15 protein-coding genes and 1 pseudogene are annotated in these 18,502 nt (G+C 72.5%); 6 read left to right on the forward strand and 10 right to left on the reverse strand.

Annotation, left to right across the window (positions count from 1 at the left end; translation table 11 throughout):
• Positions 1–7 precede the first annotated feature (7 nt).
• The 5 genes from ACILRH_RS15940 to ACILRH_RS15960 form a co-directional block, all read right to left on the reverse strand.
• Entirely contained in the window at positions 8–2,239 is a 2,232-nt protein-coding gene (locus ACILRH_RS15940) for a polyribonucleotide nucleotidyltransferase (RefSeq protein WP_395694893.1), read from the reverse strand.
• A gap of 230 nt (positions 2,240–2,469) precedes the next feature.
• Positions 2,470–2,745: a 30S ribosomal protein S15 gene (rpsO, locus tag ACILRH_RS15945; protein WP_395694895.1), complete on the reverse strand. Its 276-nt coding sequence runs from the start codon at positions 2,743–2,745 to the stop codon at positions 2,470–2,472.
• Between the two features lie 171 nt (positions 2,746–2,916).
• A complete protein-coding gene (locus ACILRH_RS15950) occupies positions 2,917–4,500 on the reverse strand; it encodes a hypothetical protein (RefSeq protein ID WP_395694896.1) in 1,584 nt (527 codons plus the stop codon).
• Between the two features lie 80 nt (positions 4,501–4,580).
• Complete coding sequence (locus ACILRH_RS15955; protein WP_395694898.1) at positions 4,581–4,823, reverse strand: DUF6458 family protein; 243 nt, start codon at positions 4,821–4,823, stop codon at positions 4,581–4,583.
• A 120-nt stretch (positions 4,824–4,943) separates the two neighbouring features.
• Positions 4,944–7,082: an MMPL family transporter gene (locus ACILRH_RS15960; protein WP_395694900.1), complete on the reverse strand. Its 2,139-nt coding sequence runs from the start codon at positions 7,080–7,082 to the stop codon at positions 4,944–4,946.
• A 174-nt stretch (positions 7,083–7,256) separates the two neighbouring features.
• On the opposite strand from ACILRH_RS15960, the gene ACILRH_RS15965 reads away from it, so the two are divergent.
• Complete coding sequence (locus tag ACILRH_RS15965; protein WP_395694902.1) at positions 7,257–8,423, forward strand: sensor domain-containing protein; 1,167 nt, start codon at positions 7,257–7,259, stop codon at positions 8,421–8,423.
• The gene (locus ACILRH_RS15970) at positions 8,363–9,016 is read left to right on the forward strand and encodes a LuxR C-terminal-related transcriptional regulator (protein WP_395694904.1); all 654 of its coding nucleotides are present in this window, start codon (positions 8,363–8,365) and stop codon (positions 9,014–9,016) included. Before ACILRH_RS15965 ends, ACILRH_RS15970 begins: the two co-directional genes overlap by 61 nt.
• A 4-nt stretch (positions 9,017–9,020) precedes the next feature.
• Here the strand turns inward: ACILRH_RS15970 and ptsP are convergent, their stop codons facing one another.
• On the reverse strand, positions 9,021–10,712 hold the full coding sequence (gene ptsP, locus ACILRH_RS15975; RefSeq protein WP_395694906.1) for a phosphoenolpyruvate--protein phosphotransferase: 1,692 nt from the start codon (positions 10,710–10,712) through the stop codon (positions 9,021–9,023).
• Positions 10,713–10,799: 87 nt separating this feature from the next.
• Between ptsP and ACILRH_RS15980 the strand changes: the two genes are divergently transcribed.
• From ACILRH_RS15980 to ACILRH_RS15995, 4 genes and pseudogenes are all read left to right on the forward strand, one after another.
• The gene (locus ACILRH_RS15980; RefSeq protein ID WP_395694907.1) at positions 10,800–11,567 is read left to right on the forward strand and encodes a DeoR/GlpR family DNA-binding transcription regulator; all 768 of its coding nucleotides are present in this window, start codon (positions 10,800–10,802) and stop codon (positions 11,565–11,567) included.
• A complete protein-coding gene (locus tag ACILRH_RS15985; RefSeq protein ID WP_395694909.1) occupies positions 11,564–12,523 on the forward strand; it encodes a 1-phosphofructokinase family hexose kinase in 960 nt (319 codons plus the stop codon). The genes ACILRH_RS15980 and ACILRH_RS15985 overlap by 4 nt, the downstream gene beginning before the upstream one ends.
• 6 nt (positions 12,524–12,529) lie before the next feature.
• Positions 12,530–14,652: pseudogene (locus ACILRH_RS15990) on the forward strand (fructose-specific PTS transporter subunit EIIC).
• 28 nt (positions 14,653–14,680) lie between these two features.
• Positions 14,681–14,938 (forward strand): HPr family phosphocarrier protein, encoded by a 258-nt coding sequence (locus tag ACILRH_RS15995; protein WP_395694911.1) that lies wholly within the window; start codon positions 14,681–14,683, stop codon positions 14,936–14,938.
• Between the two features lie 290 nt (positions 14,939–15,228).
• Here the strand turns inward: ACILRH_RS15995 and ACILRH_RS16000 are convergent, their stop codons facing one another.
• Genes ACILRH_RS16000 through rbfA form a run of 4 tightly spaced genes read right to left on the reverse strand, consistent with a single transcriptional unit; the run spans position 15,229 to position 18,451 of the window.
• On the reverse strand, positions 15,229–16,185 hold the full coding sequence (locus tag ACILRH_RS16000; RefSeq protein WP_395694913.1) for a hypothetical protein: 957 nt from the start codon (positions 16,183–16,185) through the stop codon (positions 15,229–15,231).
• A complete protein-coding gene (locus ACILRH_RS16005; RefSeq protein ID WP_395694914.1) occupies positions 16,182–17,114 on the reverse strand; it encodes a bifunctional riboflavin kinase/FAD synthetase in 933 nt (310 codons plus the stop codon). Before ACILRH_RS16005 ends, ACILRH_RS16000 begins: the two co-directional genes overlap by 4 nt.
• A 22-nt stretch (positions 17,115–17,136) precedes the next feature.
• Positions 17,137–17,991 carry a tRNA pseudouridine(55) synthase TruB gene (gene truB / locus ACILRH_RS16010; RefSeq protein WP_395694916.1) on the reverse strand — a complete coding sequence of 285 codons (855 nt, stop codon included), beginning with the start codon at positions 17,989–17,991 and terminating at the stop codon, positions 17,137–17,139.
• Positions 17,984–18,451 carry a 30S ribosome-binding factor RbfA gene (gene rbfA, locus ACILRH_RS16015; protein WP_395694917.1) on the reverse strand — a complete coding sequence of 156 codons (468 nt, stop codon included), beginning with the start codon at positions 18,449–18,451 and terminating at the stop codon, positions 17,984–17,986. Before rbfA ends, truB begins: the two co-directional genes overlap by 8 nt.
• Positions 18,452–18,502: the final 51 nt, after the last annotated feature.

Raw genomic sequence — 18,502 nt, forward strand, 5'->3', positions numbered from 1 at the left:
GCGGAGGTCACTCGGAGTCGGCCGAGCCCTCAGCCTCGGGGGCCTCGGCGGTCTCGATCTCCTCGACGACCGGGACGAGCGACAGCTTGCCGCGGTCGTCGATCTCGGCGATCTGGACCTGGACCTTCTGACCCACCGACAAGACGTCCTCGACGGCCTCGACGCGCTTGCCGCCGGCCAGGGCGCGCAGCTTGCTGATGTGCAGCAGGCCGTCCTTGCCCGGGAGCAGCGACACGAACGCGCCGAAGTTGGTCGTCTTGACGACCGTGCCGAGGTAGCGCTCGCCGACCTCGGGCATCGTCGGGTTGGCGATCGCGTTGACCGCCGCCCGCGCCGCCTCCGCGGCCTCGCCGTTGGTGGCACCGATGTAGATGGTGCCGTCGTCCTCGATCGAGATCGAGGCGCCCGTGTCGTCCTGGATCTGGTTGATGACCTTGCCCTTGGGGCCGATGACCTCGCCGATCTTGTCGACCGGGATGGTGATCGTGAGGATCCGCGGGGCGTGGACCGACATCTCCTCGGGAGCGTCGATGGCCTCGGCCATCACGTCCAGGATCGTCATCCGCGCGTCGCGGGCCTGCTGCAGCGCCTGCCCGAGCACCTCGGCGGGGATGCCGTCGAGCTTGGTGTCGAGCTGGAGCGCGGTCACGAACTGGCGGGTGCCGGCGACCTTGAAGTCCATGTCACCGAACGCGTCCTCGGCGCCGAGGATGTCGGTGAGCGCGACGTACTGCGTGGAGCCGTCGATCTCGCCGGACACCAGGCCCATGGCGATGCCCGCCACCGGCGCCTTCAGCGGCACGCCGGCCTGCAGCAGCGACAGCGTCGAGGCGCAGACCGAGCCCATTGAGGTCGAGCCGTTGGAGCCCATGGCCTCCGACAGCTGCCGGATGGCGTAGGGGAACTCCTCGCGCGAGGGCAGCACCGGCAGCAGCGCCCGGCGGGCCAGCGCGCCGTGGCCGACCTCGCGACGCTTCGGCGAGCCGACGCGGCCGGTCTCACCGGTGGAGAACGGCGGGAAGACGTACTTGTGCATGTACCGGCGGTGCTTCTCCGGGGACAGCGTGTCGAGCTGCTGCTCCATCTTCAGCATGTCCAGCGTGGTGACACCCAGGATCTGGGTCTCGCCGCGCTCGAACAGCGCCGAGCCGTGGACCCGCGGGATCACGTCGACCTCGGCGTGCAGCGGCCGGATGTCGGCGAGGCCGCGACCGTCGATGCGGACCTTGTCGCGCAGGATGCTCTCGCGCACGAGGGCCTTGTTGACCGAGCGGAACGCCGCGCCGATCTCCTTCTCGCGCCCCTCGAACCGCTCGCCGAGCGACGCGAGGACGCCCTCCTTGAGCTCGTCGGTGCGGTCCTGACGCTCCTGCTTGTCGGCGATCTTCATCGCCGCGGCGAGGTCGGAGCGCACGGCGGCGTCGACGGCCTCGTAGACGTCGTCCTCGTAGTCGAGGAAGATCGGGAACTCCTGAACCGGCTTCGCGGCCACGTTGGCCAGCTCGGACTGGGCGTCGCACAGCTGCTTGATGAACGGCTTCGCGGCGTCGAGGCCACCGGCCACGACCTCCTCGGTCGGGGCCTGCGAGCCGGACTGCACGAGCGCGTAGGTCTGCTCGGTCGCCTCCGCCTCGACCATCATGATCGCGACGTCGCCGGTCTCGGTGACGCGCCCGGCCACGACCATGTCGAAGACCGCGTCCTCGAGCTGGCTGTGCGTCGGGAACGCGACCCACTGGCCGTCGATCAGGGCGACCCGGACACCGCCGACCGGACCGGAGAACGGCAGGCCGGACAGCTGGGTCGACATCGAAGCGGCGTTGATCGCCAGGACGTCGTAGGGGGCGTCGGGGTTGAGCGCCAGGACGGTGATGACGACCTGGACCTCGTTGCGCAGGCCCTTCTTGAAGGTCGGGCGCAGCGGGCGGTCGATGAGGCGGCAGGTGAGGATCGCGTCCTCGCCCGGCCGACCCTCGGACCGGAAGAACGAGCCGGGGATCTTGCCCGCGGCGTACATCCGCTCCTCGACGTCGATCGTCAGGGGGAAGAAGTCGAAGTGGTCCTTGGGGTGCTTGCCGGCCGTGGTGGCCGACAGCAGCATGGTGTCGTCGTCGAGGTAGGCGGTCACCGCACCGGCGGCCTGACGGGCCAGCAGCCCGGTCTCGAACTTGACGGTGCGGGTGCCGAACTTGCCGTTGTCCAGAACGGTCTCGACGGCGTGGATGACGGGTTCAGTCAAGGGTGGTCCCTGTTCTGCTCGCGGAGCGATCCGCGGCGTCCCGCGTCGTGCGAAGAGCCTGGTCTTCGATCGAGGCCCGCAGAGCCGTGCTCTGAGGGCCACTACCGAGGACCGAGCCCGAAACGTGCGGGTCGCTCCTGGTGTTCAGATGTACAACATGGTGAATCTAGCGCCCTGTGGCGCTCCCGAGAAAGCGTGAAGGGCCCGCCGGAGGCAGGCCCTTCACCAGGTCAACGACGCAGACCCAGCCGCTCGACGATCGAGCGGTACCGCTCGATCTCGGTCTTCTGCAGGTAGTTCAGCAGCCGCCGGCGCTGTCCGACCAGCAGCAGGAGGCCACGACGGCTGTGGTGGTCGTGCTTGTGCTGCTTGAGGTGCTCGGTCAGGTGGCTGATCCGGTGGCTCAGCAGCGCGATCTGCACCTCGGGCGAACCGGTGTCACCCTCGGTCGTGGCGTACTCGGCGATGATCTTCTTCTTGGTCTCCGCGTCGGTTCCGACGGACATGCGGGCTCCTTCTGGTTCACTCGTTGCGCGGCGCGCCGGGGCCTGTCCACCCGGGCACTCTGGTTCCGCGGCCGTTCTGACGGCGTGTCGCCTGCAGCAGGCAACCGGGGAACTCTAGCGCGTGGACGGCGCGCCGGCCGAATCCCGGCCGGCTCCCACCGAGTGACCGGATCAGCAGGCTGGGGTGAAGCTCTTGGCCCGCAGGACCGTGCCCTTCATGACCTGCTTGCCCTTGGCCAGGGACCACCCGCGCTGCCAGTCGGAGATGAACTGCGTGTGGTTCATCTCCTTGTCGCCGTCACCGACGAGGGTGAGCCGCAGGGTCTTCGGGACGGCGGAGATCGCCGCGGGCGTCTTCACGGTGGCGAACGGCTTGGCGTTGAGGAACCAGGTGATGTGCGACTTGGCCACCTCCACCGCCAGCGACTGGGGCTTGTCCCCGAAGGCGGTGTTGCGAGTCAGCGACCACTGGTGCCCCGACCGCGACTTCGCTCCGACCGTGAAGTTCGGCCCGTAGACCGGGATGTCGGCGAGGGTGATGTTCTGCGCCCCGCAGTGGTAGTCGCTCGCCCGGGCGGGCACCAGCTCGAAGACGGCATGGAAGTTGCCGGCGCCGGTCTCGTAGCGCCGGGCGCGGTAGCGCACCTCCCAGCGGCCGTACGTCGCGGGGTTGCCCTGCATGGTCGCGAAGGTGTCCCCCACGTCCCCGGGGCCGGTGGGGTTGGGTCCGCTGTCGAGCGTGAGCCCGCCGTTGTGCTTGGCCGCCCGGCCCGACCCGGTGGAGCCGTCGGTCCAGGAGCCCACCGGCTTGAGGCCGCGCGAGGGCCGCGAGGAGAGCGACTCGCCGTACTCCCAGGCGAAGTCCCAGTTCGACATGCCCCAGCCCCACGCCTTGGAGGCGGTGTCGGCGAGGACGTAGCGCGCGTGGCGGTCGGCCGCCGCGAGCGAGGCGGCGCTGGTCGGCACCGAGGTGCTGCCCGCGGCGCGCGGCGTCAGGCCCGGGAGCCGCGGGATCGCGTCGAGCACCTGCACGGTGAACGGGAACGACGGGAACCATCCGATCTTGTTGCCACCGGCGGTCCAGTTCTCCTCGCGGACCCGGTAGGTCACCTCGTCCGGACCGCCCGGCGGGACCGTCACCACGAAGAGCCCGACACCGAGCTTGTTCGTGAGCGTCGTGGCGCCGGCGTTCGTCCACGTGCCGTCGGCGAGCCGGCGCTGCAGCGTCAGCGTGCGACCGACGATGACCGGCGGCGGGAGGTCCGGGTGGGCCTTGAGGCTCGGTGCGGCGTCGGCGACGAGCGTGAACGGCAGGCCGGCGACGACCTGGTGCTCGCCCAGCACGTCCAGCGGCGGGTCCAGGAGCAGGCTGACCGACACCTCCTGGGACTTCGCGACGAAGTTCCACGCCGGGGTCGCGAGCGACCCGGAGACGACCCGCATCTTGATGTTGAACATGGACGGCGCCGGGTAGGTCAGCGAGAAGCTGCCGTCAGCCGCGGTGTAGCGGGTGAAGCCCTCCACGTCGTTCCACGAGTGACCCATGTTGTACTGCAGGTGGATCGCCCGCTTGCCCGGTACACCCATGCGACCGGTGAAGGTGACGAGCTGCCCGCCCACGTAGCTGCCGGGAGTCACCGTCAGCGACGAGCTGCCCGCGACCGCCGGCTCGACCAGCGAGGCCAGACCCAGCGAGAGCAGGATCACGACGGCGGCGCAGATGCCCCTCCGCGCACGGCGCGTGATGCGTTCCATCGACGTTCCTCCCACGAGACGAATGGAACGACACTAGGTATGCCTGCGCCGTTCGCGTGGGAGTTTCGCCGAAGTCGACCTCAGACGGCGGGCGGGGCGTCGTTGCGCTCGCTCACCGTGCGGCTGCCGTCGGCGTGGGTGGTGACCACCGAGGAGCGGCGCCGGCTCGCCGTGGTCGCGGCCACCAGCACGATGCAGAGCACGCCTGCCGCCGCGAGGATCCAGCCGACCATCGTGAGGTCGACGCCGTTGATGCTGTCGGTCACGGCCAGCGCCAGGATCAGGCCGACGGCCAGCAGGAAGACACCGAGTCCGTATCCCATGAGGTTCTCTCTCCCCTTCGTGTCGACCCCGGCGGGGCCGCTCAGGAAGAGGGTCTCCAGCGGCCGACCGGACGAAACCCGGTCAGCCGCTGGGACACCATCACGAGCGACTTCATCTGACTAGGCGTCCGCGTACGCGGGCTCGGGCTCGTGCACGACCTCGCCGCGAGGTCGCGCCGGGCGCACCGGCCACCACACGCGGTCGCCGAGCAGCACCAGGATCGCCGGGAGCATGACCAGGCGGACCAGCGTGGCGTCGAGCAGGATGGCCGCCGAGAGTCCGACACCCATCATCTTCATCTCGATCATCGACAGGGTCGCGAAGATGGCGAAGACCGACACCATCACCGTCGCGGCGCTGGCCACGACCCCCGCCGTGTCCGCGATCCCCTGCTCGACCGCCAGGCGCGTCGGCAGCCCGCGACCGACGTGCTCGCGGACCCGGCTGAGCACGAAGACGTGGTAGTCCATCGACAGGCCGACGAGGACCACGAGCACGAACAGCGGCAGCCAGTCGATGACGAAGCCCGGGCTGGTGAAGCCCAGCTCGCTGCTGAACCACCCGTGCTGGAACACCAGGGTCAGCACGCCGAACGCGGCCCCGACCGAGGCGAGGTTGAGCACGGTCGAGGTGATCGCCAGCGGCACCGAGCGGAAGGTCACCGCCATGATCAGCATGGTCAGCAGGAGCACGAAACCGATCACGAGTGCGAGCCGTCCCTGCTGCTGCTGCAGGAAGTCGACCTCCTCCGCCGCTCCCCCGCCGACCGCGTGCTCGCTGTCCGTGGGCAGGCCGGCGGTCGCGGCCGGCACGAGCTCGTCGCGCAGCTGGTGCACCGCCGCGGGGACCCGGTCGTCGGTCTCGTCGTACGGCATCCCCAGGACCACGAGGGAGGTGGTGCCGTCCTCGGAGGTCTGCACCCCGGCCCCGGAGGCGACGAACGTGCCGGTCGCCACCGCCTCGGTCGTGAGCCGCCGCAGCGCGGTGACGACCTCGGCGCGGTCCGCCGGGTCGGCCGTGACGACGACGGTGGCGTTGGCGCCCTCGTCGGCCGGGAAGGCGGCGCTGATGGCCTTGACGGTCTGCACCTGCGGGATCGAGGTCGGCAGCGTGTCGAGGGTGGCGGAGTGGGTCTTCATGCCCAGTGCGGGCAGCGCCAGGCCGACCACGACCAGGCCGGAGAGCAGCAGCGCCGTGCGGGGGTGGCGGACCACGGGCGACAGCAGCCTCCTGCTGATCCCGCCGCGGCCCAGGCGTCGCTCCAGCCGCCGGTTGAGGCGCCACAGCAGCGGCACGCGCGGCCGGTCGGCCCAGCGGCCGAGCTTGACCAGCAGCGCCGGCAGGACCGTGATCGAGCCGAGCACGGCGACCGCGACGACGAGGATGGAGCCCACCGCGAGCGAGTCGAAGGTGGCGTTGCCGACCACGAACAGGCCGGCCATCGACGCGATCACCGCGCCGCCGGACACGAGGATCGAATGGCCGGAGGTCCGGGCGGCGATCTCGACGGCGTCCAGCGTCCCGCGCCCCTTCGCTCGCTCCTCGCGCTCACGCTTGAGGTAGAACAAGGAGTAGTCGACGCCGACCGCCATGCCGATCAGGACGATCATGCTCGACACGGTGAGGTCGGCGGGCACCAGGTGCGAGAGCGGCGCCATCAGGCCCAGCGTCACTGCGACGCTCGAGGCGGCGAGCAGCACCGGGATGCCCGCTGCGATCAGCGCTCCGAACGCCAGCAGCATCAGCAGCAGGGTCACCGGCAGGCTGATCGTCTCGGCGGAGCCGAGGTCCTTCGACACCTGGTCGTTGATCGCCGCGTCGACGCTCAGGTCACCCGCCTCGCGGACCCGGACGTCGGGGTGGTCCGCTGCCACCTGGTCCGTGACGGCCTGGACGGCCCCGGCGTCCGCGACGCCGGTGGCGAGCTCGACCGAGACCAGCAGCGCCGAGCCGTCCCTGCTCGCCTGCGGCCCGGACACGGCCGCGACGCCCGGCACGTCCTGCACCCGGCGGACCAGCTCGCTCGCCACGCCCCGTGCGCCGGCGCCCTCGATCAGGACGTTCTCGGTGTCGGGCTGGGTGAGCCCGGCCCGGGCGACGAGCGCGTCGGCCCGGCCGGACTCGCCGATGCGGTAGTCGGCATCGGTGGTCTCCGTCGTCGGGACCGCGACGGCGAGGCCCACGGCCACCGCCACCAGCGCGATCCAGGCGAGGATCGCCCGCCAGGGGTGCTCGGCGCTCCAGCGCGCCGCTCTCATCGGTACTGCTGTCAGGGGGTTGCCCATGGCCGTCTCTCCCGGGTCAGAAGTGGGTGGTGCAGGGTGTGCTCCGAGCCTGGCGAGCGCACGGCCGGCCGTCAGGAGTGCCAGGACCCGCCCCGGGGTGGTGACTGCACCACTGCGCAGGGGCGGCGCGCGCGGGAGGATGGCGGCGTGGACCGACTGCGCCTGACCGGGTACGCCGTGGCTCAGCTGATCCTCGCCGTCGTGCTCATCGCGCTGGCGGCGCTGTGGGTCGTGGGCGGCGCGCTGATCGTGGTCTGGGTCGGGCTGGGCATCCTGGCCGGCGTGGTGCCCGCGACCCGGTGGGTCGCGAACGTGCACCGGGCGATGGCGGCGAGCACGCTCGGGCAGCCCGTGCCGGTCCCCTACCTGCCGGTCCCTCGGGACCGCGGCTTCTTCGCCCGCGTCCGGGTGGTGGCCGCCGATCCGATGACCTGGCGCGACCTGGCGTGGGTCTTCATCGCGCCCCTCGTCGGGCTGGTCGTCTCGATCGTGCTGCTGGTGCTCCTGGTCGGCGTCGTCACGACCCCGATCTGGTGGTTCGTGACCCCGCCGCTGATGACGGCGCGGGCGTACTTCGACCGGTTCTTCCTCGCCTACAGCCGCACCGAGAAGCTGGAGCAGCGGGTGCAGACTCTCGCCGCCAGCCGGGCAGACCTGGTCGACCACTCGGCGGCCGAGCTGCGTCGCCTCGAGCGCGACCTGCACGACGGTGCGCAGGCACGGCTGGTGGCCCTGTCGATGACGCTGGGCATGGCCGAAGCAGCGTTCGACGACGACCCGGCGCGGGCCCGGCAGTTGGTCAGCGACGCGCGCGAGACGACAGCGGCCGCGATCGGCGACCTGCGGTCGGTGGTGCGCGGGATCCACCCACCCGTGCTGGCCGACCGCGGTCTCACCGGTGCGGTCCAGGCGATGGCGCTCGACATGGCGGTGCCCGTACGTGTCGAGGCACACCTCGACGGCCGGCCGCCGGCGCCGGTGGAGTCGGCGGTCTACTTCGGGGTCGCCGAGTGCCTGGCCAACATCGGCAAGCACTCCGGGGCAGACCACGCCTGGATCACACTCAGCCACGAGGGGGCAGGCCCCGAGGACGGCGTGCTGCGTGCGGTCGTCGGCGACGACGGCCGCGGCGGCGCGGACCCGGCCGCCGGCACCGGCATGCTGGGGGTGATGCGGCGCCTGGCGGCGTTCGACGGCACCATGTCGGTGTCGAGCCCGGCAGGCGGGCCGACCCTGGTCACCGTGGAGGTCCCGTGCACGCTGGACTCCGGATCGTCCTCGCCGAGGACCACGCCCTCCTCCGGGCCGGCCTGACCCAGCTGCTGGAGGGCAACGGGTTCACGATCCTGCACGCTGTCGACAATGCCCCGGAGCTCGCCTCGGCGCTCCAGGACCCGGACGCCGACGCCGCGGTCCTCGACGTGCGGCTGCCACCGACCCAGACCGACGAGGGCCTCCGCGCGGCGATCGCCGTCCGCGCCGACCGGCCGGGGTTCCCGGTCATGGTGCTCTCGCAGTACGTCGAGCACCTCTACGCCCGCGAGCTGCTCGCGAGCGGGCAGGGCGCGGTGGGCTACCTCCTCAAGGACCGGGTCTCCGACGTGGCCGAGTTCGTCGACGGCGTACGCCGGGTCGCCGCGGGCGGCACCGTCTTGGACCCCGAGGTCGTCGCGACGGTGATGGCGCGCCAGCGTGACGAGCCGGTGGACCGGCTGACCCCCCGCGAGCGGGAGGTGCTCGCCCTGATGGCCGAGGGCCGGTCGAACGCAGCGATCGCGGCCCGCCTCTCGGTCACCGAGAAGGCCGTCGCCAAGCACATCAACAGCATCTTCACCAAGCTCGACCTCCCGATGGACGACGACGACCACCGCCGCGTCCGAGCCGTGCTCGCCTGGCTGCGCCTGTAGGTGGTCAGCCCAGCAGCGCCCGCACCGCGTCGCGGCCGGCGACCGGGTCCGCGGCCGACAGGGCGGCCTCGGCGGCCTCCTCGCACGCCTCGAAGGTGACCTGCGCGAGCCGGGCGCCGACCGGACGCACGGCGGCCGCCGCCATCGACAGGGAGGTGACGCCCATCCCGACCAGGACACAGGCCAGCAGCGGGTCGGCGGCGGCCTCGCCGCACACACCCACCGGCTTGTGCGCGTTGCGCCCGGCCTCGGCGGTGATCGCGATCAGCTGCAGCACCGCCGGCTGCCAGGGGTCGGTGAGGTGCGCGAGGTCGGTGGCCATCCGGTCGGCGGCCATCGTGTACTGCGTCAGGTCGTTGGTGCCGATCGACAAGAAGTCCACGACCTCGAGCATCCGGTGGGCGAGCAGGGCGGTGCTGGGCACCTCCACCATCACGCCCGCCACCAGGCCGCGGTCGTGGACCTTCGCGGCGAAGTCGGCCGCCTCCGCGACGGTGGCCACCATCGGCGCCATCACCCAGGTCTCGGTGCCCGTCTCGGCCGCCGCCCGGGCGATCGCGTCCAGCTGCCGGTCCAGCAGCCCGGGGTTGCCGAAGGAGAGCCGCAGCCCGCGCACGCCGAGGGCCGGGTTCTCCTCCCCCTCGAGGGTCGCGAACGCGACCGGCTTGTCGGAGCCCGCGTCCAAGGTCCGGACGACCACGTAGCGCTCGTCGCGGAAGGGCGCGAGCACCGCGCCGTAGATGCCCGCCTGCTCCTCGACCGACGGCTCCTCCGTGCGGTTGAGGAAGGACAGCTCGGTGCGGAACAGGCCGACGCCCTGCACCGGCGCCTCGCCGGCCGTCGCCGCGGACGAGCCGTCGGCGACGTTCGCGAGCACCTTGACCGGCACCCCGTCGCGGGTCCGGCCGGGCCCCGACCAGGAGGCGAGCGCTGCCCGCTGCTCGGCGTCCGCGGCGACGCGGGCCTCGGCCTCGGCGGGCTCCGCGTCGGTCCGGACGGTCCCCGCGGTGCCGTCGACGAGCAGCGGGGTGCCCGCCTCGAGGGCCATCACGCCGACGGCGCCGACCACGCAGGGGATCGCGAGCTGGCGCGCGATGATCGCGGTGTGGCTGGTCGGTCCACCGCGCTCGGTGACCAGGGCCCGGACCAGCGCCGGGTCGAGCCCGGCGGTGTCGGACGGCGCGAGGTCCTCCGCCACGAGGACGCAGGGTCCCTCCGGGGTGCCGACGCCCGGCTCGGGTGCACCGACCAGGCGGGCGACGATCCGTCGCTCGATGTCGAGCAGGTCGGTCACCCGCTCGGCCATCAGGCCACCCATGCCGGTGAAGACGGTGACGAACTGGTCGACCCCCGCGTGCACGGCGGCCAGCAGGTCGTCACCCCCACGCAGCTGCTTGCGCACGGCGCCGCGCAGGCCCTTGTCGCGAGCCAGGCCGGCGCTCGCGGTCAGCACCTGGGCCGCATCCCCGGACGCCGCGGCCGCCTTGCGGGCGAACCCGTCGGCGACCGCACCGACCGCGGCGTCGTACGCCGCCAGCGCCTGGTCGGCATCGGCGTACTGATCCCGGTCGAAGGCGGCGACGGCCTCCGGGGAGACCTCGGCGTGGACGAGGAGCGCGGGCGCGTAGGCGACGCCCGGGACCACGGGGGTCCCGCGCAGCGGCCCGGCGGCGGCAGGCGGTGGCTGGGTGACCATGGCCACAAGTCAACACCTCGAACCCTTGACAGGTCAACACAAACGGAGATAAAACAACGCATACACAGATCCGAAGGAGTCGCCGCCATGTACGCCGAGGAGCGCCAGCAGGCCATCGCGCAGCTCGTCACCGAGCACGGACGCCTGTCCGTCGCCGCGATCGCCGCGCAGTTCGACGTCACGACCGAGACCGCCCGCCGCGACCTGTCCGTGCTCGAGCGGATGGGCCTCGTGCGCCGGGTCCACGGGGGTGCGGTCCCCGCCAGCTCCCTGGCCGTCATCGAGTCCGGGCTCGGCGAGCGCGACCGGGCCAACACCGAGGAGAAGGACCTGATCGCCAAGGCGGCGCTCGAGCAGCTCCCCCCGGCCGGCGGCACCGTCCTGCTGGACGCGGGGTCGACCACCGGCCGGTTCGCGAGCCTGCTCCCCCGCGACCACCGGCTCACGGTCGTCACCCACGCCGTCCCGGTCGCCGCCCGGCTCGTCTCCCACCCTCAGATCGAGCTGCACCTGCTGCCCGGCCGGGTCCGCACGACGACCCAGGCCGCCGTCGGGGCCGACACGGTCGCGGCGATCGGCGCGCTGCGCGTCGACATCGCCTTCCTCGGCACCAACGGCCTCAGCCTCACCCACGGGCTGTCGACACCGGACCACGACGAGGCGGCCGCCAAGCGGGCCATGGTCGCGGCCGCCCGGACCGTCGTGTGCCTGGCCGACTCCAGCAAGGCCGGCTCGGAGGCCGCGGTCCGCTTCGCTGCGCTCGACGAGGTCGACGTGCTGGTCACCGACAGCGGCCTGGCGCCGGCGGACCGCACCGCCTTCGCGAGCGCCGGACCCGAGGTCGTGGTCGCGTGATCCTCACCCTCACGGCCAACCCGAGCCACGACCGCACGGTGATGCTCGGCGGACCGCTCGAGCGGGGCGCGGTGAGCCGTGCCGACGCCGTCATCTCCCAAGCGGGCGGAAAGGGCGTCAACATCGCCCGCGCGTGCGTGGCGGCCGGGATCCCCGCGGTCGCGGTCCTGCCCGCCGCGCAGGACGACCCGTTCGTCCTCGAGCTCCTCGCCGCCGGCATCGACTGCCGACCCGTCCACCACGACGGCGCCCTGCGGGTGAACATCACCATCACCGAGCCCGACGGCACCACGACCAAGCTCAACTCTCCCGGGCCCGAGCTCACCCCCGACGTACGCCGCCGGCTCGGCGAGTCGCTCCAGCGCCGGGCCGCCGGCGCGGACTGGGTGGTGCTGGCCGGCTCGCTCCCGCCGGGTGCGCCCGCCGGGTGGTACGCCGACCTCGTCGTGCTGCTCCGCGCGAGCGGCGCCCGCGTGGCGGTCGACACCAGCGACGAGCCGCTCCGGGCGCTCGTCGCCCGGCTGCCCGAGGCCGCACCCCGGCTGATGAAGCCCAACGGCGAGGAGCTCGCGCAGTTCACCGGGGACGACCCCGAGCGTCTCGAGTCGGACCCCGCGGCCGCAGCGAAGGCGGCTCGCACCCTGGTCGAGTCCGGCGTCGAGACGGTCCTGGCGACCCTCGGCGCGCGCGGCGCGGTGCTCGTGGACGCCACCGGTGCCTGGCACGCCGAGCCACCTCCCGTCACCGTCGTCAGCACGGTCGGCGCCGGCGACTCCAGCCTCTTCGGATACCTCCTCGGTGAGCTGCGCGGACGCCGTCCGCAGGAGCGGCTCGCCCTGGCCGTGGCCTACGGCAGTGCCGCCGCGGGCCTTCCGGGGACGACCATCCCGCAACCACACCAGGTGCGGCCGGAGCAGGTCTCCGTCCGCACTCTCGACCTCACCCAGGGAGGGTGAACCTGCATGACTGACCTCATCTCCGCCGACCTCGTGCGTCTCGACGCCGACCTCGGCTCCGCCAAGCACGACGTGATCCGGGCCCTGGCCCGGGTGGTCGGCGAGGCCGGACGCGCCACCGACGTCGACCAGCTCGTCGAGGACGCGTTCGCCCGCGAGGCGACGTCCGCGACCGGCCTGCCCGGCGGGATCGCGATCCCCCACTGCCGCACCGCGGGTGTCGCCGAGCCGGTGCTGGCGTTCGCGCGCCTGTCCCCCGCCGTCGACTTCGGCGCCAAGGACGGGCCCGCCGACCTGGTGTTCCTGATCCCCGCCCCGGCCGGCGGTGACAACACCCATCTGCAGCTGCTCACCAAGCTGGCGCGCGCGCTGGTGAAGCCGGCGTTCACCGGCGCCCTGCGCGAGGCCGGCTCCGCCCAGGAGGTGGCCGACCTGGTCGCCGAGGTGGTCGGCACGGCGCCCGCACCGGCTCCGGCGCCCGCTCCCGCACCCGCTCCGGCCGCGACGCCGGCACCGGAGCAGAAGCGGCGCCTGGTCGCGGTGACGGCCTGCCCGACCGGCATCGCCCACACGTACATGGCCGCGGAGGCGCTCGAGGCCGCCGCGACCCGGGCCGGCGTCGCGCTCGCGGTCGAGACCCAGGGGTCGGCCGGGGCCACTCCGCTCGCCCCGGAGACCATCGCCGCGGCCGACGCGGTGATCTTCGCCGTCGACGTCGGCGTCCGCGACCGGCAGCGGTTCGCCGGCAAGCCGCTCGTCTCGTCCGGGGTCAAGCGCCCCTTCGACCAGGCCGACGCGATGATCGCCGAGGCGCTGGCGTACGCAGACGACCCGGCCGCCCGCGCGTCGAGGGCTCCTCCGGTGGCGGTGACGGCGCCACTGTCGCCGCGACGGGGGGCAGTGGCGAGAGCTGGGGCGGCCGCACCCGCCGCGTGCTGATGACGGGCGTGTCGTACATGATCCCGTTCGTCGCGGCCGGTGGCCTGCTGATCGCGCTGTCCTCCCTCCTCGGTGGCTACGAGATCGTCGGGCCGTACGGCGACATCGCCGTGGACAACTCGCTGTTCGACCTCCCCGACGCCCAGGCGCTCGGCCTGGACCACGCGCTCTTCCACAGCGTCAGCAGCGGCCTGGCCGACCTGTGCGCCTACATCGGTGCATTGTTCTTCATCATCGGCAAGACCGCGTTCATGCTCTTCATCCCGGCGCTGGCCGGCTACATCGCCTACGCGATCGCCGACCGCCCCGGCATCGCCCCGGGCTTCGTCATGGGTGGACTCGCCGCGAACCTGTTCGGCGTGCAGAACTCCGCCGACCCCGCCGTGTCGCTGCCAGCGACAGGTTTCCTGGGTGCCATCATCGGCGGCGTCCTCGCCGGGGTCATCGCCCACTGGGTCGGGAGCTGGAAGGTCCCGACCTCTATGCGCGGGCTGATGCCGGTGCTCATCATCCCGCTCTTCACGAGCGTCACCGCCGGACTGCTCATGCTGATCGCCTTCGGCAAGCCGATCGGATGGCTGATGGACCAGCTGAACTCCGGTCTCAACTCGCTGAGCGGCAGCAGCGCGATCATCCTCGGCGTCATCCTCGGCCTGATGATGGCCTTCGACATGGGAGGCCCGCTCAACAAGGTGGCCTACAGCTTCGCAGCCGCAGGCGTCGGCGGCGCGGCTGTCGCGACCGACTCGCCCCAGCTGAAGATCATGGCTGCCGTGATGCTGGCCGGCATGGTGCCCCCGTTGGCCCTCGCGCTGGCGACGGTCCTGCGACCCCGGCTGTTCAACCAGGCCGAACGCGAGAACGGCAAGGCCGCCTGGGCGCTCGGCGCCAGCTTCATCACCGAGGGCGCGATCCCGTTCGCCGCGGCCGACCCGCTGCGGGTCATCCCCGCGATCATGCTCGGCAGCGCGGTGACCGGTGGACTGTCGATGGCTCTCGACGTCGGTGTCCGGGCCCCGCACGGCGGGATCTTCGTGATCTTCGCCGTCAGCAACATCGCCGGCTACCTCATTGCCCTCGTCGCCGGGGTCGTCGTCGGTGCTGCCGCAGTGATCGGGCTCAAGTCGATCCACCGCCGCCCCGAGGCCGAGACCGCCGACGTGCCCGAACGCGAGCTCGTCACCCTCTGACCCGTCCCCACACACCCCAGGAGAGACCATGCCCAGCAAGACCGTCGCCGTCGGCTCCTCCGTCGGCCTGCACGCCCGCCCCGCCCAGCTGATCGCCGAGGCCGCCGAGGAGCTCGACGCCGAGGTGCTGATCGGCCTGCCCGGTGAAGAGCCGGTCGACGCCAGCTCCTCGCTGCTGATCATGACCCTCGGCGCCGGCCCCGGCGACCAGGTCGAGGTCAGCAGCGACGACCCGGCCGCCCTCGACGCCATCGCCGCCCTGGTCGAGAAGGACCTCGACGCCTGAGCAGGACGCGCCGGCGGTCCCCCGGGGACGTCTCGCCCCGGGGGACCGCTCGCGGTTCACCAGCATTCCTGCGACCGGGCCGGCACACCGTCCACGCCGGGCCGCCCGGGTCACTCCCGCCGCAGCTTCACCATGGTCTGTTGTCCAACCCGCACCTCCCACGGCCTGCCCACCACGGGAAGTGCCGATTCACCTGCATCCCTTGATGAAGCCGAGGCAGCGGGACCACCCGGCCAACCGCCCGGCAGTAGCGCCGACTCACACCCTGTCGGACCGGCAGTAGCGCCGACTCAGCTGTTGCGGAGGGCGAGGTAGACGGCGCGCATGCCGATGGCGCGCTCGAGCTCGCGGGTGACGCCGCTGAAGAACTGGGTGCGGTAGGTCTCGTCGGTCACCGTCGACACCGTGAGATAGAGGCCGGAGAACGCCGCGAGGAACACCGAGACCTGCACCAGCCCGCGCGAGGTGTTGAACGTCGGGTCGGTCTGCCAGGCGTCCAGGACCGGCCCGCTCATGATCAGCGCGCCGAAGAGCACGAGGAACCCGAAGACCCCGACAGCCAGGAGCAGCACCTGGACCAGCTGGATCACCATCAGCACGAGGATGAGGTTCCAGCGATCGAACCCGGTCACCTCGCCGAACCGGCCCGGGTCGGCATCGGGGTCCTCGACCAGCTCCCGGGCGGCCGCCTCGAGCGGCGTACCGGCGCACGCGCGCAGCACCAGGGCGGCGTCGACGTCGTCGTCGGCGCGGTCGACCTCCTCGGGCAGTCGGACCAGGAGGAACCCGACCCCGAGGGCCGCGAACAGCAAGACCACCAGCCAGAGGGTGCCGACCGTGAGGTTGGACCCGACCTGCCACATCTCGGTGTTGATGAAGAGGAACGTGATCGCGAGCAGCAGGAGCGGCAGGGCGCGGGAGATGTCCGGCAGCAGCCGGCGCGCCGATCCGAAGGTCCGGCTCAGTCCCCAGACCAGGATGGGCCGGAACCGCAGCGCCGTCAGGGCGTACCAGAGCGCGGCGACCAGCACGATCGCCAGCAGCACCGCCGGGCCCGCCGAGATCTCGTCGGCGAACCACGCCAGCCCGATACCGGCCGCCACTGCGACCAGGAGCACGCCCACCAGCAGCGGGAGCGTCCGACCCGGACGCAGCGCGAGCCGGACGGCGGCGCGCTCGGACGGCACGAAGTAGGGCAACCCGTGGCGCAGGAACCACGCCTCCGCGTCGTCGAGCGTGCTGCTCACGTCAGCAGCTCGCGCGCACGGTCGACGTCGTGCTTCATCTGCTCGACCAGGGCCTCGACCGAGGAGAAGGCGACCATTCCCCGCAGCCGCTCGACGAACCCGACCTCCACCTCGACGCCGTAGAGCTCGAGGTCGGTGCGGTCGAGCACGTAGCTCTCCACGCGGCGCTCGCGGGTCCCCCGGAAGGTCGGGTTGGTCCCGACGCTGATCGCTGCCGGGTAGGTCTCGCCGGTGTCGAGCCGGCGCAGCCACCCGGCGTACACCCCGTCCGCGGGCGCCGCGGTGAGCGCGTCGGTCGGCACGTTGGCGGTCGGGTAGCCGAGCTCGCGGCCACGCTGGTCGCCGCGGACGACGGTGCCGCGGACGGCGTACGGACGGCCGAGCGCCTCTGCGGCACCGGCCACGTCCCCGGCCGCCAGGCTCATCCGCACGTACGTCGACGACCACACCTGGGGACCGCCGTCGAGCGGGATGCCCTCGGCGGTGAAGCCGAGCCGCTGCCCCGCCTCGACGAGCACCGCGACGTCGCCCGCCGCCTTGTTGCCGAACCGGAAGTTCGCCCCGACGACCACCGCGGCCGCGTGGACGCCGTCGACGAGCACCCGCTCGATGAACTCCTCGGGAGACCACGCCGCGACGTCGCGGTCGAACGGCAGCGCCAGCACGGCGTCGGCACCGGCCTGGCCCAGCAGCTCGGCGCGCACCTCCAGCGACGTCAGCGTGGTCGGCGCGTGCTCGGGCCGCAGCACCGCCATCGGGTGCGGGTCGAAGGTGATCGCGACCACCGGGAGGGACCTCGCCGTGGCGACCTCGCGGGCACGGTTGACGACGTGGCGGTGCCCCAGGTGCACGCCGTCGAAGTTGCCGACGACGACCACGGTCGGTCCGAGGTCGGCCGGCACCTCGTCGAGGGATCGCCAGATCAGCACCGGGGAAGCCTATCGAGACCGGTCAGCCGGCGAAGACGGCGACCGCTCGCGCGACCCCGCCGCGGGGCTCGTAGAGCGCGAGGAACTCGCCGTCGGGGGCGAACACCGCGGTCAGGGCGTCGAGCGGGAGGTCGAGCGCGCGGCCGTGCCGGACATCGGCCGCCCCCGCGTCGTCGAGGTCGTACGTCGGGAATGCCGCCCGCGCCGCCTGCGCGATCGGCAGCAACGACGGGTCGTCGGCGAGCTGCTCGAGCGTGCGGGCCACGGACAGGTCGTAGGGTCCGACCGCGGTGCGCCGCAGCGCGGTGAGGTGGCCGCCCACACCCAGCCGGGCGCCGAGGTCGCGGGCGATCGCACGGACATAGGTCCCGCTGGAGCAGCGCATCGAGACGTCGAGGTCGGCACCGCGCACGTCGGTCACCACGAGCTCGTGCACGGTGACCGGGCGAGCCGGCAGCGCCACGTCCTCCCCCGCACGCACGCGCTGGTAGGCCCGCTTGCCGTCCACCTTGATCGCCGAGACCGCGGTCGGCACCTGCAGCAGGTCGCCGACGAACTCGGCGGCGGCGGCGCGGACCTTCGCCTCGTCCAGGCCCTGCGTCGGAGCCGTCGCGACCACCTCGCCCTCGGCGTCGTCGGTCGTGGTCGACACCCCGAGGCGGATCGTCGCGTCGTAGGACTTCTCGGTCAGCATCAGGTGGCCCAGCAGCCGCGTGGCGCGGTTGACCCCGAGCACCAGCACGCCGGTCGCCATCGGGTCCAGCGTGCCGGCGTGGCCGACCTTGCGGGTGCCGACCAGCCGGCGCACCCGCGACACGACGTCGTGCGACGTCATGCCGCCCGGCTTGTCGACGACGACGAGACCGGAGTCAGTCATCCAGTGCGTCGTCGGCGTCGAGGTCGTCCTCGACCTCGCGGGGCTTCTTGTACGGGTCGGCGTCGCCGGCGTAGGTCTCCACCCGACGCGCCGCGACCGCCTCGTCGGCCGCCCGGGCTCGGGCCAGCACCTCGTCCAGGTGCCGCGCCGACTCCGGGAGGGCGTCCGCGACGAAGGTGAGCGTCGGCGCCGTGCGGGTGCCGAGCTGCTTGGCGACCTCGGAGCGGATCAGGCCCTTGGCCGACTCCAGCGCGGCAGCCGTGGCGGCCAGGGCCGCCTCGTCGTCGCCGCTGGCGTCGAGCACGGTGTAGAAGACCGTCGCGTGCTGCGAGTCCCCGGTGACGCGGACGTCGGTGACGGTCACGAAGCCCAGTCGCGGGTCCTTGATCCGTCGTTCGAGCATCTCGGCGACGACGACCTTGATGCGGTCCGCGATCTTGCGGACGCGAGGGTTGGCCATGGTTCCTTCTTACTCCCCAGCGCCGGACGACGCAGGCCCCGTGTGGGGCCT

This window comes from Nocardioides sp. (assembly GCF_044226765.1).
Lineage (GTDB): Bacteria > Actinomycetota > Actinomycetes > Propionibacteriales > Nocardioidaceae > Nocardioides.

What these genes read in the sequence shown, in the direction of transcription:
- rpsO (WP_395694895.1), bottom strand. Translation starts at nt 2,745, where the DNA reads ATGTCCGTCGGAACCGACGCGGAGACCAAGAAGAAGATCATCGCCGAG.
- ACILRH_RS15950 (WP_395694896.1), bottom strand. Translation starts at nt 4,500, where the DNA reads ATGGAACGCATCACGCGCCGTGCGCGGAGGGGCATCTGCGCCGCCGTC.
- ACILRH_RS15955 (WP_395694898.1), bottom strand. Translation starts at nt 4,823, where the DNA reads ATGGGATACGGACTCGGTGTCTTCCTGCTGGCCGTCGGCCTGATCCTG.
- ACILRH_RS15960 (WP_395694900.1), bottom strand. Translation starts at nt 7,082, where the DNA reads ATGAGAGCGGCGCGCTGGAGCGCCGAGCACCCCTGGCGGGCGATCCTC.
- ptsP (WP_395694906.1), bottom strand. Translation starts at nt 10,712, where the DNA reads ATGGTCACCCAGCCACCGCCTGCCGCCGCCGGGCCGCTGCGCGGGACC.
- ACILRH_RS15980 (WP_395694907.1), top strand. Translation starts at nt 10,800, where the DNA reads ATGTACGCCGAGGAGCGCCAGCAGGCCATCGCGCAGCTCGTCACCGAG.
- ACILRH_RS15995 (WP_395694911.1), top strand. Translation starts at nt 14,681, where the DNA reads ATGCCCAGCAAGACCGTCGCCGTCGGCTCCTCCGTCGGCCTGCACGCC.
- truB (WP_395694916.1), bottom strand. Translation starts at nt 17,991, where the DNA reads ATGACTGACTCCGGTCTCGTCGTCGTCGACAAGCCGGGCGGCATGACG.
- rbfA (WP_395694917.1), bottom strand. Translation starts at nt 18,451, where the DNA reads ATGGCCAACCCTCGCGTCCGCAAGATCGCGGACCGCATCAAGGTCGTC.